The organism is Aquamicrobium lusatiense (assembly GCF_014201615.1).
Classification (GTDB): Bacteria; Pseudomonadota; Alphaproteobacteria; order Rhizobiales; family Rhizobiaceae; genus Mesorhizobium; species Mesorhizobium lusatiense.
Genome location: NZ_JACHEU010000001.1, coordinates 1,228,636 through 1,243,830, shown reverse-complemented (window position 1 = coordinate 1,243,830; position 15,195 = coordinate 1,228,636). Strand labels below are relative to the sequence as shown.

General features: G+C 64.6%; 14 protein-coding genes and 1 tRNA gene. 7 read left to right on the top strand and 8 right to left on the bottom strand.

Annotated elements, in window-relative coordinates; all coding sequences use genetic code 11:
• Nucleotides 1–8 precede the first annotated feature (8 nt).
• Nucleotides 9–947 (bottom strand): MBL fold metallo-hydrolase, encoded by a 939-nt coding sequence (locus tag HNR59_RS05890; protein WP_183827234.1) that lies wholly within the window; start codon nt 945–947, stop codon nt 9–11.
• 119 nt (nt 948–1,066) lie between these two features.
• Here HNR59_RS05890 and HNR59_RS05885 point away from each other — a divergent pair, with 119 nt between their 5' ends.
• Nucleotides 1,067–1,537 carry a DUF302 domain-containing protein gene (locus HNR59_RS05885; protein ID WP_246374513.1) on the top strand — a complete coding sequence of 157 codons (471 nt, stop codon included), beginning with the start codon at nt 1,067–1,069 and terminating at the stop codon, nt 1,535–1,537.
• Between the two features lie 184 nt (nt 1,538–1,721).
• A complete protein-coding gene (locus HNR59_RS05880) occupies nt 1,722–2,084 on the top strand; it encodes a pseudoazurin (protein WP_239801140.1) in 363 nt (120 codons plus the stop codon).
• A gap of 74 nt (nt 2,085–2,158) precedes the next feature.
• Here HNR59_RS05880 and HNR59_RS05875 read toward each other — a convergent pair whose 3' ends face one another.
• Nucleotides 2,159–3,022: a DMT family transporter gene (locus HNR59_RS05875; RefSeq protein ID WP_183827228.1), complete on the bottom strand. Its 864-nt coding sequence runs from the start codon at nt 3,020–3,022 to the stop codon at nt 2,159–2,161.
• Nucleotides 3,023–3,128: 106 nt separating this feature from the next.
• On the opposite strand from HNR59_RS05875, the gene HNR59_RS05870 reads away from it, so the two are divergent.
• Complete coding sequence (locus tag HNR59_RS05870; RefSeq protein ID WP_210307211.1) at nt 3,129–4,538, top strand: aminotransferase-like domain-containing protein; 1,410 nt, start codon at nt 3,129–3,131, stop codon at nt 4,536–4,538.
• A gap of 104 nt (nt 4,539–4,642) precedes the next feature.
• On the opposite strand, the gene HNR59_RS05865 is transcribed toward HNR59_RS05870, so the two are convergent.
• Together HNR59_RS05865 and rocF are read right to left on the bottom strand one after the other, a co-directional pair.
• Complete coding sequence (locus tag HNR59_RS05865) at nt 4,643–5,701, bottom strand: ornithine cyclodeaminase (RefSeq protein ID WP_183827225.1); 1,059 nt, start codon at nt 5,699–5,701, stop codon at nt 4,643–4,645.
• Nucleotides 5,702–6,619, bottom strand: coding sequence for an arginase (gene rocF, locus HNR59_RS05860; RefSeq protein ID WP_183827223.1), 918 nt, complete (start codon nt 6,617–6,619; stop codon nt 5,702–5,704). It abuts the gene before it with no gap.
• Between the two features lie 129 nt (nt 6,620–6,748).
• On the opposite strand from rocF, the gene HNR59_RS05855 reads away from it, so the two are divergent.
• On the top strand, nt 6,749–7,186 hold the full coding sequence (locus tag HNR59_RS05855) for an Lrp/AsnC family transcriptional regulator (protein ID WP_183827221.1): 438 nt from the start codon (nt 6,749–6,751) through the stop codon (nt 7,184–7,186).
• Between the two features lie 47 nt (nt 7,187–7,233).
• Here HNR59_RS05855 and HNR59_RS05850 read toward each other — a convergent pair whose 3' ends face one another.
• Nucleotides 7,234–7,422 carry a hypothetical protein gene (locus HNR59_RS05850; RefSeq protein ID WP_183827219.1) on the bottom strand — a complete coding sequence of 63 codons (189 nt, stop codon included), beginning with the start codon at nt 7,420–7,422 and terminating at the stop codon, nt 7,234–7,236.
• A 175-nt stretch (nt 7,423–7,597) separates the two neighbouring features.
• A tRNA-Thr gene (locus HNR59_RS05845) sits at nt 7,598–7,673 on the bottom strand.
• A 241-nt stretch (nt 7,674–7,914) separates the two neighbouring features.
• On the opposite strand from HNR59_RS05845, the gene HNR59_RS05840 reads away from it, so the two are divergent.
• Nucleotides 7,915–8,952, top strand: a complete 1,038-nt coding sequence (locus HNR59_RS05840; protein ID WP_183827217.1) for a hypothetical protein — start codon at nt 7,915–7,917, stop codon at nt 8,950–8,952.
• 122 nt (nt 8,953–9,074) lie between these two features.
• On the opposite strand, the gene HNR59_RS05835 is transcribed toward HNR59_RS05840, so the two are convergent.
• Both HNR59_RS05835 and HNR59_RS05830 read right to left on the bottom strand, forming a co-directional pair.
• Nucleotides 9,075–10,679, bottom strand: coding sequence for a cisplatin damage response ATP-dependent DNA ligase (locus HNR59_RS05835; RefSeq protein WP_183827215.1), 1,605 nt, complete (start codon nt 10,677–10,679; stop codon nt 9,075–9,077).
• A 5-nt stretch (nt 10,680–10,684) separates the two neighbouring features.
• Nucleotides 10,685–11,695 carry a ligase-associated DNA damage response exonuclease gene (locus HNR59_RS05830; protein ID WP_183827213.1) on the bottom strand — a complete coding sequence of 337 codons (1,011 nt, stop codon included), beginning with the start codon at nt 11,693–11,695 and terminating at the stop codon, nt 10,685–10,687.
• Nucleotides 11,696–11,848: 153 nt separating this feature from the next.
• Between HNR59_RS05830 and HNR59_RS05825 the strand changes: the two genes are divergently transcribed.
• Together HNR59_RS05825 and pdeM are read left to right on the top strand one after the other, a co-directional pair.
• Nucleotides 11,849–14,473 carry a ligase-associated DNA damage response DEXH box helicase gene (locus HNR59_RS05825; RefSeq protein WP_246374511.1) on the top strand — a complete coding sequence of 875 codons (2,625 nt, stop codon included), beginning with the start codon at nt 11,849–11,851 and terminating at the stop codon, nt 14,471–14,473.
• Nucleotides 14,470–15,183 (top strand): ligase-associated DNA damage response endonuclease PdeM, encoded by a 714-nt coding sequence (pdeM, locus tag HNR59_RS05820; protein ID WP_246374510.1) that lies wholly within the window; start codon nt 14,470–14,472, stop codon nt 15,181–15,183. The genes HNR59_RS05825 and pdeM overlap by 4 nt, the downstream gene beginning before the upstream one ends.
• The last annotated feature ends 12 nt before the right edge of the window (nt 15,184–15,195 follow it).

The window sequence follows — 15,195 nt, the reverse complement described above, 5'->3', positions numbered from 1 at the left end:
TCCGGGCGTCAGGCGGCCACGTAGACGAAAGCCGCGCCGCGCCGCTCGACAATGCCCGCACCCGGATGCGGAAAGTGGAAGCCGATGGCTCTTGCCTTGTCGCCCGCCAGCCTGTCCAGCAGCGCCGCCCGGGTCTTCGCACCCAGTGCAGGATCCTGATCGCTGGCGGTCGGCCACTCGGGATGTGCGAAGGCGACCGTGTCGTTGCCGATGGCATCGCCGACGATCAGCACCGGCTCCGGCCCATGGACCATGAACGACAGATGGCCCGGCGTATGACCGGGCGTCTCCATGGCCTCGATGCCCGGCAAAACCTCATCGCCATTTCCAATAAGGTTCACGCGACCGTCGAGCGCCGCAAAACGGTTCTGCGCGCCGACCACGAAGGTCTGCCGGTCCTCCGGCATCTGCGCCATGGCATCGGGCGAGGACCAGAATTCCCATTCCCTCGCCCCGATATGATAATCCGCATCCGCGAACACCAGTTCGTCAAAGTCGTCGGTCAGGCCCCATATATGGTCGGGATGGGCGTGGGTGATGACGACATCGGTCACGTCGCCGGGAGCAACGCCCGCCGCCGCCAGAGAACCCAGCAGCTTTCCCGTGCTGGACATGAAGTTCGGCCCCGCGCCCACATCGAAGATGGCGAGCCGATCCCCCGTGCGCACCAGCGTGACGTTGCAATCGGGCCGCATTGCATCGGCCGGCTGCCCGTATTCCTCCAGCAGCTTCACCAGCTCTTCCTGCGGCGCATCGGGAAAAATGAGGCCGAGCGGCAAGGTCATCATGCCGTCGCTGACGACGGTCAGCTCGGCGCTGCCCGTGGAAAGAGTTTGCGCAAAGGCCCTTGCAAAGGGAAAAGCAACGGTGCCACCAAGCAAGGCAGCCGCTCCGCCAAGAAAGTGCCTGCGGTCCGGTCCGCTTCTGCGGGACGACATGGTGGGCATATGCCAATCTCCTTCTATGCAAACATTTTATTTTTTGCATATTATGAAGAAGCAGGCTAGCCTTGCATGGCGGATTGCAGCCTCATGCAATTCGGGGTTGGGACCCGAGGAGGAATTATATGCTTATGCCAAAAGGTGTCGGCGCAGCCCTGCTTGCGCTGGGATTGGCCGGTGCCGTTATGAGCCCCGACGCGCAGGCGCAGGACGGTGTCCACACCGTGACGACGGATACGGCTTTCACGCAGGTGATCGCCGATCTCGAAGACGCCATCGTCAATCGCGGCTATGTCGTGGACTATCACGGCCATATCGGCGACATGCTGGAACGCACCGCCGCAGACGTGGGTGGCAGGAAGCTTTATCGCAATGCGGAGTTCCTGCAATTCTGCTCCGCCGTGGTGTCGCGCAACGCCATGGAAGCCGACATCGCCAACATCGCCTTCTGCCCCTACATCGTTTTCGCCTATGAGGCGGAAACGAAACCCGGCGAGGTCGTCATCGGCTTCCGCGAGTTGCCGTCAGGTCCCGGCCGGGATGAGGTCAACACGCTTCTCACCGAAATCGTCGATCAGGCGGCAAATGGTCTCTGAGGCTTTTTCGCCGCTTGACCCCGAAACCGAATATTGGAACGCATGGACGCGGAAGTGCAGTCCCGGCGCGCTCCATGTCCTTGTTTTTACTGGAGGTACTATCTTGAAGACGTTTTTTGCCGCTGCTGTGGCCATCGGTCTTGCGCTGCCTGTTTCCGCCCTTGCGGCGGACCATGAGGTAAAGATGCTGAACAAGGCCTCGGATGGCACGGCGATGATGTTCGAGCCGCTCGTGGTCAGGGCTGCGCCGGGCGACACCATCACCTTCATCCCCACCGACAAGAGCCACAATTCGGCCAGCATGAAGGATGGCCTGCCCGAGGGCGCCGAAACCTGGAAAGGCAAGACCAACGAGCAGATCACCGTCACGGTGGGACCGGAAGGTGTCTACATGTATCAGTGCACGCCGCACTTCGGCATGGGCATGATCGGCGCTGTCGTCGTTGGGCAGCCGACGAACCTCGATGCAGTGAAGGGGCTGAAATATCCCGGTAAGGCCAAGAAGACGGCGGAGCGGATTTTCGCCGAGATCGAAGCCGGTTCCTGAGGCTTTTCATGTGGCCCGCATCACGCTGTGCGTGCGGGCCACATCACTCTGCGGAACAGTCGTCTGTTCCGAAACTATCTGGCGAACTTTCTGGCGCCTGCGACGCAGGCCACGATGGCGACGGTCACGACGATCATGGCCGCATTGACCTCTTCGTGCAGCAGCAGCGCCGCCAGCGCCAACCCGAAGAAGGGCTGCAGGAGCTGAAGCTGGCCCACCGCCGCGATGCCGCCCAGCGCCAGTCCGCGATACCAGAAGACGAAACCGATCAGCATCGAAAACAGCGACACATAGGCAAGCCCGATCCATGCCGGGCCGCCGATACCGGCGAGCGTGGCCGGACTGGTGAGCAGGGCGACCAGTGCCATGACGGGAAGCGACAGCACCAGCGCCCATGAGATCACCTGCCAGCCGCCCAGCTTGCGCGACAGCCTGCCGCCTTCCGCATAGCCCAGCCCGCACACGATGATCGCGGCCAGCATCAGCGCATCGCCAAGCGGTGCCGCCGACACGCCCTGCGAGATGGCGAAGCCCACGACCAGCGCGCTGCCCAGACAGGAGAACGCCCAGAAGGCAGGACGCGGACGCTCACCGCCGCGCAGCACGCCAAAGATAGCGGTGGCCAGCGGCAGCAGGCCGATGAACACGATGGAATGGGCCGAGGTCATATGCTGCAGGGCAATCGCCGTCAAAAGCGGAAAGCCGACCACAACGCCAAGCGAAACGATGGCGAGCGACACAAGGTCGTCACGACCCGGCCGGCGCTCGCGCAGCGCCACCAGCAGTGCCAGCGCGATCAGGCCGGCTATGGTGCCGCGCGCTGCCGTCAGGAAGACGGGATCGAAATCGGCAACGGCCACGCGCGTGGCCGGCAGGGATCCCGAAAAGATCAGAACCCCCAGAAATCCACTCAGCCATCCGGTCGTCGTCTTGTCCATGTCCATCACCTGCCGTTTCCGTTGCTATCGGCCGGGAGGGCATGGTTTTTCCAGATACAGTGCAGTACGGTTTCACCGAACTGTATTGGTCTGAAGGGCAGTACGAATGGAAACCGCTTCCTCCCGGCAAGGTGCCGCTCAGGGTGATACCCTGATCAGCACTGTGATGGCCTCGATCCGCCGGCGCATCGTATCGCGCGGCCTGACGCCGGGTGCCCGTCTGCCCTCGATCCGCGCGCTCGCCACCACCATGCGCGTGTCGAAATCGACTGTGGTGGAGGCTTACGAACGGCTTGCGGCGGAAGGGCTCATCCGCGCGCGGCCGGGCTCTGGCTACTATGTCAGCGCGCCCATGGCTCCGCTTTCGCTGGCCGAGATCGGCCCGAGGCTCGACCGCGAGGTCGATCCCCTGTGGATCTCGCGCCAGTCGCTGGATGCGGGCGACACCGTGCTGAAGCCGGGCTGCGGCTGGCTGCCGGCGTCATGGATGCCGCATGAGGCGATCCGGCGCGGCCTGCGCACGGCATCGCGCGCGGCCGATGCAACGCTTGCCGACTACGGCACGCCGCTCGGCCTGCGGCCGCTGCGCGAATTGCTGGCGCGGCGCATGGGCGCGCATGGCATTCCCGCCGCGCCCGAACAGGTGATGCTGAGCGAATCCGGCACGCACACCCTCGACCTGATCTGCCGCTACCTGCTCGAACCGGGCAATACGGTGGTGGTCGACGATCCCTGCTACTTCAATTTCCATGCCCTGCTGCGCGCCCACCGGGCCAGGGTGGTGAGCGTGCCCTATGGGCCGGATGGGCCAGACATCGCGAAGTTCGCGGCTGTGCTGGAAGAACACCGGCCAAGGCTCTACCTGACCAACAGCGGCATTCACAATCCCACCGGCGCCACCCTTTCGCCGGTGACGGCCCATCGCCTGCTCAAGCTGGCCGACCAGCATGAGCTGATCATCGTCGAGGACGATATCTTCGCCGATTTCGAGATCTCTCCCGCACCCCGGCTCGCCGCTTTCGACGGGCTGGAGCGGGTCATCGCCACGGGAAGCTTTTCAAAGACCCTTTCGGCCTCGGTGCGCTGCGGCTATGTGGCGGCAAGACCGGACTGGCTGGAAGGGCTGGTCGATCTCAAGATCGCCACCAGCTTCGGCGGCAGCCACTTCGCCGAGGCTCTGGTGCTGAACCTTCTGATCGACGGCAGCTACCGCAAGCATCTGGAAGCGTTGCGTGTGAAACTCGCGCGCTCGATGGCCGAAACGGCCGGACGGCTGGAAGCGATCGGCATCAGGCCATGGCTGATGCCGCAGGCCGGAATGTTCCTGTGGTGTCACCTGCCGGAAGGCGTGGATGCGGGCAATGTCGCCCGGCAGGCGCTGGCCGAGGACATCGTGCTTGCACCCGGAAACGCCTTCAGCCTCTCGCAGACCGCGCACGGCTTCATGCGCTTCAACGTCGCCCAGTCGGGCGACGAGCGGATTTATCGCAGTCTTGAAGCCGCGATGCGCGGCTAGAGCATCGGACCGAATGGTGGAATCCGGTTTTCGGTGCTTCCGATGCTCTATCAATAATTCAGATCGTCCTTTGTGCGTCCGAATGGACGCACGGCGATCTGAATTCAGTGCGCGGCAGGAGCTGCCGGCGAACGCATCAGCATGCCGAACAGATCGCGCGGATCGTCCGGATCGGCGATCAGGTCGAGCGCTTCCAGCGCATCGCCATCCACCGTCAGATCATAGACGTAGCGCAGCGCGGAGAAATCCTCGATGGCGAAGCCGACCGAATCGAACAGCGTGATCTGACGCTCGTCGCGGCGGCCCTGAACATGACCGGCGATCACATCCCACAATTCGATGACGGGATGATCCGGGCCAAGCTGCTGGATCTCGCCCTCGATGCGGGTCTGCGGCGGAAACTCCACGAAAATGTCCGAGCGCCGCAGGATGTCGCCATGGATCTCGGTCTTGCCGGGGCAATCGCCGCCCACGGCGTTGATGTGGACGCCGAGACCGACCATGTTGTCGGTGAGGATCGTGGCATATTGCTTGTCGGCGGTGGCGGTGGTGATGATCGAGGCACCCTCGACAGCCTCGGCTGCCGCACCGAAGATCTCGATCGAAGCAAAGCCGTGCCGCGCCAGATTGCCGGCACATTTGCGCGATGCGGCCGGGTCGATGTCGTAGAGGCGAAGCTTGTCCACGCCAAGCAGCGCCTTGAAGGCGAGCGCCTGAAACTCGGACTGCGCGCCATTGCCGATCAGGGCCATGGTCCTGCCGCCCTTCGGCGCCAGATATTTGCCGGCGAGTGCCGACATGGCGGCGGTGCGCAGCGCCGTCAGCATCGTCATTTCCGACAAAAGCACCGGATAGCCGGTCGCCACATCCGCCAGCAGCCCGAAGGCGGTCACCGTCTGGAGGCCGTCGCGCGTGTTCTTGGGATGGCCGTTGACATATTTGAAGCCGTAGAGCTTGCCGTCGCTGGTCGGCATCAGTTCGATGACGCCATCCACGCTGTGCGAAGCGATGCGCGGCGTCTTGTCAAAACTCTGCCAGCGGCGGAAGTCTTCCTCGATATAGCCGGCGAGTTCGGTCAGAAATCGTTCGATCCCCACCGAATGCACCAGCCGCATCATGCGGTCGACGCTGACGAACGGCACCACGTTCAGTTGCTTGTCCATTCAGGCTGCCCTCCTCTTGCCCGTTATCGTCTTGCCGAGCAGGCTGCTCACCAGTTCGATGGCGAGCCCTGCCGTGCGGCCACGCTCGTCGAGCGTGGGATTGAGTTCGACCACATCAAGGCTGGCCACCAGTCCGCTCTCATGCAGCATCTCCATCGCCAGATGGGCCTCGCGGAAGGTGGCGCCGCCCTGAACCGGCGTGCCAACACCCGGCGCCAGCGGCGGATCGAGGAAATCCACGTCGAAGGAGACATGCAGCAGGCCGTTGGCCGCGCGTACTTCATCGAGGAAGGCTTCAAGCAGGGGCGCGATGCCCTTGCGGTCGATGGTGCTCATGTCATAGGCGCGCACGGGTGAACTGGCCAAGGCCTCACGCTCAGCCCTGTCGACGCTGCGCAGTCCCAGAATGCAGACCCGCTCCTGCGCCAGCGGCGCAACAAGCGGCGGGAAGTAGCCTTCAAAGCCCGGCAGGCCGCACAGATAGGCCAGCGGTACGCCGTGCAGATTGCCGCTGGTGGTGGTGTCCAGCGTGTGGAAATCGGAATGGGCATCCATCCAAAGGACGAAAAGCGGACGGCCCTGTTCGGCGGCGCGGCGGGCGATGCCCGACACCGAGCCGGCCGAAATGCTGTGGTCGCCGCCAATGAAGATCGGAAAGCCATCCGCGCTGGCCTCATAAGCCATGTTGGCGGTCGCCTCGATCCAGGCGCTGATTTCGGGCAGATGCTTCAGATTGTTGGCATGGGGCGGTACGGGGTGCGGTGCGGGCGTCGGCACGGCGCCAAGATCGGTCACATCATGGCCAAGCTCGCCGAGCGCGGCGGCCACACCGGCACCCTTCAGCGCCTCGGGGCCAAGCGCACATCCGGGAACGGGTTGTCCCTGTTCGACCGGTACGGAAATCAGTTTGCAGTTCATGGCCGTTCCTCAAGCTCTTTGCAGAGCTAGGAAACTCCATTCTCCCGGCACTTGGAAGCAGCCAGATTGCCTAATTCGCGCGTGTGACTTACCTATATGGTCAGACTGATTGATCGAAATGAGCAGCAAATGGACGCAATCGACCAACGGCTTATCACCATATTGCGCCATGACGGGCGACGCAGCCTTTCCGATCTGGCGACGGAGCTCGGGCTCACCCGCGCCACGGTGCGCGCACGGCTGGAGCGGCTGAAGAAAAGTGGCGAAATCATCGGCTTCACCGTCATCCTGCGTTCCGATGCCATCGACCTGCCGGTGCGCGGCATCATGATGATCGAGATCGGCGGGCACAGCGCCGATGCCGTCATCAAGACGCTGAACGGCTTTTCGGAGGTGAGCGCCATCCACACCACCAACGGCAAATGGGATCTGGTGGCGGAGCTCGGCACCTCCGACCTGATCGCCTTCGATCAGGTGCTGCGGCGCATCAGGCTGATTGCCGGCATCACCAATTCGGAGACCAGCCTGCTGCTGGCCACGCCGCGCAGCGTCAAGGCAAGGCTTTAGAAGAAGGTAGAGATACGCGCGGATCGTTAAGCGGACGAACGTCCCGTTCAGGAAGCTTCAGCCAGCTTCCGCTCCAGATCGTAAATCACCTGCCGCAGCGCGCCGCAGGCTTCAAGGTCCAGCCGGATCGTAACCCTGTCACCGCCCTCATTCTCAAACAGGACTTCACCGAAAACCGGAGTTTCCTCCCGCGGCGAGATGATTCTGATCGTGGAGGGGACGAATGGCGTGGTCATGGTTAGACCCAGCTACCCGACTTTCATGACAGTTATATTGCAGTGCCCGGCAGCGTCTCCACCATGTCCGTGGCCGACAATTCCTGACCCATGGCAAGCCAGCCGCAATATCACGCGGCGCCAGCAGCCTGACTGGCTGCGACGTGCCGTATGATGCAAATCTGATGAAGAGGAGTGGTGCCGCTTGCGTGACTCGAACACGCGACCCCATCATTACGAATGATGTGCTCTACCAACTGAGCTAAAGCGGCCCGGGAGGACCAGCCTCCGAGAATGCGGGCGTGATAGCTGCAAGCCTGCGCAAATTCAAGATGCCAATGCAATTTCGGAGACGATTGTCGATGATAATTGCCCCGCAACCCGGTTCCGGTTTCACAAACCCGCCCTCATCAGCCTGTTCATGGCTCATTACGTAGGCCTGCGGCGTTGATTGATCGGCATTCTGCGGGTAACCATCAGCATAGTGTAAAGCAGCGTACAGAGGATTCCGGCTTGGACCCGATCGAAAAAGCGATTCGGAATGCCCTGGAAAAAGGCGATTCCACAGACCGGGCCTTTCGCGAAAAGGTCTATCGGTCGGCCTTCTCCGCGCTCGACCGGGCCCTGAAGGCCAATCCGAACGTGACGGTGGAATCGGCCATCAACCGTCGCAAGGCGATGACGGCCAGGATCGCCGAGATCGAAGCGGAGTTCCTGCCCGCACCCGCGGCTGCCGGAAATCCGGCCGGAGCCGATGCCCCCAGCATAGACGCGCCGGGCCATCACGGCAGCTCCGCCTCCGATGCGCACATAATGCCGGTCGTGCCCGACATCATGCCCGATGCGCCCTTGCCGCGCACCATGGAGCCGGAGCCCGACATCGCTCCGCGCCGGAGGCGGCCGCGCAGGCGCGGGCTGCCCGCCCTGTTCGCCGCACTGACCGTGCTTGCCGTCGTCGCTCTTGGCGCATGGTGGCTGCTGCAATCGGGAGCCCTGCGGACGCCCGAGCAGCGTGGCGAAGTGCCGGTGCCGCCGGCAACGGTCGAGGACGAGGATTTCAGCCCCTCCGGCGGGGCCACGGCGCCGCTGCGCACGGGCGAGAACGGCTTCTCGGGCGAATGGATCACCGTCTTCACGCCGCTGGACCCGACAACGGTATCCACCCCCTCGGACGCCAAAGCCGATGTCATGGAAGATGACAGCGGCACCTACCTGCGGGTGCGCTCGGGCAGTTCTGGCTCCGCCGTATCCTTCGATGTCGGACAGGGCATACTGGACGAGGTTGCCGGCACGCGCGCTGTCTTCGTCATCGTCGCGCGCGGCGAAGGCGGCACGGCAACGCAGGTTTCTATCGACTGCAATTTCGGTGAACTCGGCGATTGCGGACGCAAGCGCTACGACGTGAAGGGCGACCGCGGAGAATATCTGTTCGACGTGCAGTTCCCGGACAAGCGCGCAGGGGCTGCCGGCACCATCGCCATCACGTCCGACGTGGAAAACCAGGGTCGGTCGGTCGATATCTACGAAATCCGCGTTTCGGTGGCGGAGTAGCCGCCTCCGGCTTCGAGCCTGAAACTTGCGCGACAGCCGGATCAGGTCCGGGCGGCCGCTTCGTCTGCCTGCTTCGCTGCATTTGTGTGCCATCCGGTGAGGCGGCCCGGCTGCGAAATGCCCTATCCGTCCAGCAGGCGCCTGAGCGTTTCGATGCGGTCGGCTTCCGCAGCCGGCTTGTCCCAGCGCAGGCGCGAGACACGCGGAAACCGCATCGCCACGCCCGACTTGTGGCGGCTGGAACGGTTGAGCCCTTCGAATGCCACTTCCAGCACCAGCCCGCTCTGGCGGTCTGCGCGCACGGCCCGCACCGGGCCGAATCGCTCGACCGTGTTGTCGCGCACATATTTGTCGATGCGGCGCAGTTCCTCGTCCGTGAAACCGAAATAGGCCTTGCCCACCGGCACCAGCTCCTCCTCGCCTTCCGGCCCGGCCCAGACGCCGAACGTATAGTCGGAGTAGAAGGAGGATCGCTTGCCGTGGCCGCGCTGCGCATACATCAGCACGGCGTCGACCGTGTGCGGATCGCGCTTCCACTTGAACCACGGGCCCTTCGGCCGGCCGGCAAGATAGGGCGCGTCCCAGCGCTTCAGCATCACCCCTTCGATGATCGGATGCGGCGGTGCGGTGCGCAGTGCTTCGAGCTGTTCCCAACCCTCGAAGGCGACCAGAGGCGAGAGGTCGAAGCGGACAGGGTCGAGCTTCGCCACAAAATCCTTCAGCCGGGCGCGGCGTTCGCGAAACGGCAGGTGCCGCAGATCATCGCCGCCCAGTTGCAGAAGATCGTAGCAGCGCACGAAGGCCGGATAATTCTGCATGATCTTTGACGAGACCGTCTTGCGGTTCAGCCGCTGCTGAAGATCGGAGAAGGTGCCGGTGGCGGACGGCTGGCCGACCAGAAGCTCACCGTCGATGACGGCCTCGAAATCGAGTGCATCGGACAGATCGGGAAAGGCGCGCGAAACGTCGTCGCCGGTGCGCGAATAGAGCCGCCGCACGCCGCCTTCCGATGACACCTGCACGCGAATGCCGTCCCATTTCCATTCCGCCGCATAATCCGCCGGATCGAGCTTTTCCAGATCGCCCTCACCGACCGGATTGGACAGCATCACCGGCCGGAACAACGCAAAAGCCGCCCGCTCGGGCTTCGGCGCGCGCCCTTCCAGCCATGCGAACAGGTCCGTATAGGGCGGCTCAAGCCCATGCCACAGTTCCTCGATCTCGGCCACATCGACGGGACCGAGATCCGCCAGCGCCTGTTTGGCGAGGCGGGCTGACACGCCGATGCGCAGGCCGCCGGTAACCAGCTTGATGATGGCGAACCGGGCGGCGATGTCGGACCTGTCGAGAAGACCGGCCAGAACACGCGGCCCGTCGGAGCGGCTGGCCCCTTGCAGCTTCGCCACCACGTCGGCCAGCGTCATGGGCGTGGCGGATTCCGCATCCCCATCGTGCCGGGCCGGCCAAACCAGCGAGACGGTCTCGGCCAAATCGCCGACATAATCGTAGGAATAGCCGAACAGCACCGGATCCATGCGCTCGGCCACCAGCGCGCGCAGCATGGCAGGCTTTATCGCCGCGATGGACAGGTCGCCGGTGATCGCCGCCAGCGCCAGTCCGCGATCCGGGTCTTCCGTCTCGCGACAATAATCGGTCAGCAGTTTGAGCTTGCCGTTGCGCGACGGCGTCAGCACCAGACGGTCGAGGAGTTCGGCGAAGCGGTCCATGCCGGTCAGTCCCCCTCGTCCTCGTAGCCGACCAGATGCAGCGGGCGGGCGCTGATGCCCTGCAATTCGCACCAGCGCACCAGCGCTTCCTCGCGGCCATGCGTGACCCACACCTCGCCGGCCCCCGTCCCGGTGATGGTTTCGCACAGCTCGTCCCAGTCGCAATGGTCGGAGATGATGAGCGGCAGTTCCACGCCGCGCTGCTTCGCGCGCTGGCGGATGCGCATCCAGCCGGACGCGAAGCAGGACACGGGGTCGGGAAAACGCCGCGCCCAGCGGTCGGCGAAGGCCGAGGGCGGGCCTATCACCACCGCGCCTGCGAAGTCGCCCTTGCGGCCCGCCTCTACCGTCGCAGGCTCCAGCGGGCCGAGATCGATGCCCTCGGTCTGATAATAGGCGCTGAGCTTCGCCAGCGCGCCGTGGATGTGGATCGGCCGGTCATAGCCGGCTTGCCGCAGTTCCTTCATCACGCGCTGCGCCTTGCCGAGCGCATAGGCGCCGACCAGATGGGCGCGCTCGGGAAACTGCGCCACCGATTTCAGCAGCCTGCCGATTTCCTCCTGCACCGGGGGATGACGGAAAACCGGCAGCGCGAAGGTTGCCTCGGTGATGAACACATCGCAGGGCACAAGCTCGAAGGGCGCGCAGGTCTGGTCTGGCACGCGCTTGTAGTCGCCGGAAGCGACGATGCGCAGGCCGTCCTTTTCCACCGCGATCTGGGCCGAGCCCAGCACATGGCCTGCCGGATAAAAGGTGACGGACACGCCGCCGACATCGATGGTTTCGCCCAGCGCCGCCGCCTGCCGGGCGCCGGCGAAATTCTCGCCATAGCGCAGCGCCATGATGTCGAGGGTCTGGCGCGTGGCCAGAACTTTCGCATGGCCCGAACGCGCATGATCGGAATGGCCATGGGTGATCAGCGCGCGGCCGACCGGACGCACCGGGTCGATGAAGAAATCGCCGGGCGGGCAATAGAGCCCTTCGGGGCGGGGCTGGAGCAGATCGCTGGGACGCATGGCTCTCAGATAGGTCGTTTCAACGGCATGGAAAGGCCGCACTGTGCCTGCGACTGGCCGCGGGCACAAGCAAATGATCCTGTTTTGTTCTTTTTGCTTGGCGATGCGCCCTGCCCGCGCTACCTGTGTGGCGTGACAGCGAAGCCAGAACCCTTGCAGGAAACGGCCGTCGCCCGCCTACCCGAGCCGTTCCTGAAATGGTTCGCAGGCAAGGGCTGGTCGCCACGCGCCCATCAGCTCGAACTGCTTTCACGCGCGCAGGCAGGCCAGTCCACCCTGCTGATTGCCCCCACGGGCGCCGGCAAGACGCTGGCCGGCTTCCTGCCCTCGCTAACCGAACTGGCCGTGCGGCCGAAGCGCAAGCCGGGGGAAGCGCATCGCGGCATTCACACGCTCTACATCTCGCCGCTCAAGGCGCTGGCGGTGGACATAGAGCGCAATCTCGGCAAGCCGGTTGCCGAAATAGGGCTGCCGATCGCGATCGAGACGCGCACCGGCGACACGCCCACCCACAAACGCCAGCGCCAGAAGCTCGTTCCCCCCGACATTCTGCTGACGACGCCCGAGCAGCTTGCCCTGCTGATCGCCGGCGCGGACGCAAAGCGCTTCTTCGAGGATCTGCGCTTCGTGATCTTCGATGAGTTGCACTCGCTTGTGACCTCCAAGCGCGGCCATCTCCTGTCGCTGGGCCTTGCCCGGCTGCGCGCCATCGTGCCGGGGCTCCAGACCATCGGGCTTTCCGCAACGGTGGCGGAGCCGGACGAATTGCGCCGCTGGCTGGTGTCGCAGAACCCGCCCGGAGAGATGGCCGGCCTCGTCACGGTTGCCGGCGGGGCCAAGCCCGACATTTCCATTCTCGAATCGCAGGAGCGGGTGCCGTGGGCCGGCCATTCGGCGCGCTATGCCATTCCCGAAATCTACGAGGAAATCCGGCAGCACAAGACGACGCTTTTGTTCGTCAACACCCGCAGCCAGGCCGAGATGCTGTTTCAGGAACTGTGGCGCGCCAATGAGGATGCGCTGCCCATCGCGCTGCATCACGGCTCGCTCGATGTCGGCCAGCGGCGGCGCGTGGAAAAGGCGATGGCCGACAATGCGCTTCGCGCCATCGTCGCCACCTCTACGCTCGACCTCGGCATCGACTGGGGCGATGTCGACCTCGTCATCCATGTCGGCGCGCCCAAGGGCGCCAGCCGGCTTGCCCAGCGCATCGGCCGCGCCAACCACCGCATGGACGAGCCGTCGAAGGCGATCCTCATTCCGGCCAACCGCTTCGAGGTGCTGGAATGCCGGGCCGCCCTCGACGCCAACTATCTCGGCGCGCAGGATACGCCGCCGCTGCTGGCCGGCACGCTCGACGTGCTGGCGCAGCATGTTCTGGGGACGGCCTGCGCAGCCGCCTTCGATGCGGACGCGTTCTATGAGGAAATCCGCTCCGCCGCGCCCTATGCGCAGCTTTCGCGCAGCAGCTTCGATCAGGTCATCGACTTCGTCGCCACGGGCGGCTACGCGCTGCGCGGCTATGAGCGCTATGCCCGCATCCGCCGCACCAAGGAGGGACTGTGGCGCATCACCCATCCGCGCATCGCCCAGCAATACCGGCTAAATGTCGGCACCATCGTCGAGATGCCGGAGCTGAACGTGCGCTATGTGCGCTCCAGCCGCGGCCTCGCCGGCCATGGCGGGCGGGTTCTGGGCAAGGTGGAGGAATATTTCGCCGAAACGCTGCGCCCCGGCGACAACTTCCTGTTCGCCGGCAAGATCCTGCGCTTCGAGGGCATCCGCGAAAACGAATGCGTGGTCTCGGCCGGCTCAGGTGCCAACATCATCGTGCCGAGCTATGCCGGCGGCAAGTTCCCGCTTTCCACCTATCTGGCCGATCAGGTCCGCGCCATGCTGGACGATCCGGCCAGATGGTCCACCCTGCCCGAGCAGGTGTCGGACTGGCTGCGGCTGCAAAAGGAAAAGTCCATGCTGCCGAAACGCGGCGATCTTCTGGTCGAGACCTTTCCGCGCGCCGGCCGGCATTACATGGTGTGCTACCCGTTCGAGGGGCGGCTGGCGCACCAGACGCTCGGCATGCTGCTGACACGCCGGCTGGAGCGCGCAGGCGCGCGCCCGCTCGGCTTCGTCGCCACCGACTATTCGCTGGCGATCTGGGCGCTGGACGATATGGGCGCGCTGTTCCGGGCGAATAAACCCTCGCTTGCCGGGCTGTTCGACGAGGACATGCTGGGCGACGACCTCGACGCCTGGCTCAACGACAGCTGGATGCTCAAGCGCACCTTCCGCAACTGCGCGGTGATCTCCGGCCTGATCGAGAAGCGCTATCCCGGGCAGGAAAAGACCGGCAGGCAGGTGACGGTTTCAGCCGACCTGATCTACGACGTGCTGCGCAGCCATGAGCCCGACCACGTCCTGTTGCAGGCGACCCGGGCGGATGCGGGCGCCGGGCTGCTCGATGTCAGCAGGCTTGCCGACATGCTCTCGCGCATCCGCGGGCGAATCGTGCATAAGCCGCTTCAGCAGATTTCGCCGCTGGCGGTTCCGGTCATGCTGGAGATCGGCCGGGAAAGCGTCAATGGCGAGGCCAATGACAGCCTGCTTCTGGAAGCCTCCGAACTGATCGGGGATGCGATGGGAACGGCGATGGATGACGCGCCGGCGCGCAACGGACCGGCGGTGGCGATTCACGGAAGCGCACCAAGGCCCGGGCGCGCAGAATGGAAAGGCGTCGGGACGGCCGACTATGGACGCCGCAGCATGAGGACGAAATGACCACGGCCTTCCATGCCGGATCGACAGCGCAAAGCGTACTGGCCAGCATCGCCGGTGAGCGCGCAATATGCGACGCGCGCGGCGTGCTTTATTTTCCGGAGCTGCGCCTGCTTGCGGTCTCCGACCTGCATCTGGAAAAGGGCTCCTCCTTTGCCCGGCGCGGCGCGCTGCTGCCGCCTTACGATACCATCGCCACGCTGGCGCGGCTGGAGGAAGCGCTGGAGCTTTTCCGGCCACGCATCGTCATCAGCCTCGGCGACTCCTTTCACGACGGCGGCGGAGCCACGCGTTTGCACACCGCGTTTCGCGACAGGCTGGAGGCGATCATGTCCGGGCGCGACTGGTTCTGGATCACCGGCAACCACGACCCGGACGCGCCCGCCGGATTGCCCGGCGACACCGTGCGGGAGCTTGCCATCGGCACCCTTCTGTTCCGGCACGAGCCATCGCAGACACCGGTCGAGGGAGAGATCGCAGGCCACCTCCATCCCTGCGCACGCATCGTGCAGCGTGGTCGATCGGTGCGCCGGCGCTGCTTCGCCGGCGACGGGAAGCGCATGGTCATGCCGGCCTTCGGCGCCTTCACCGGCTCGCTCAACGTTCTGGACCCTGCCTATGCGGGGCTGTTCCGCCGCGACAGCCTGATGGCCTACATGATGGGCCGCGACAGGGTGTTTCCCATCGCCGGCTCCCTGCTGCGGCCGGGTTGACGGCACCTTGAA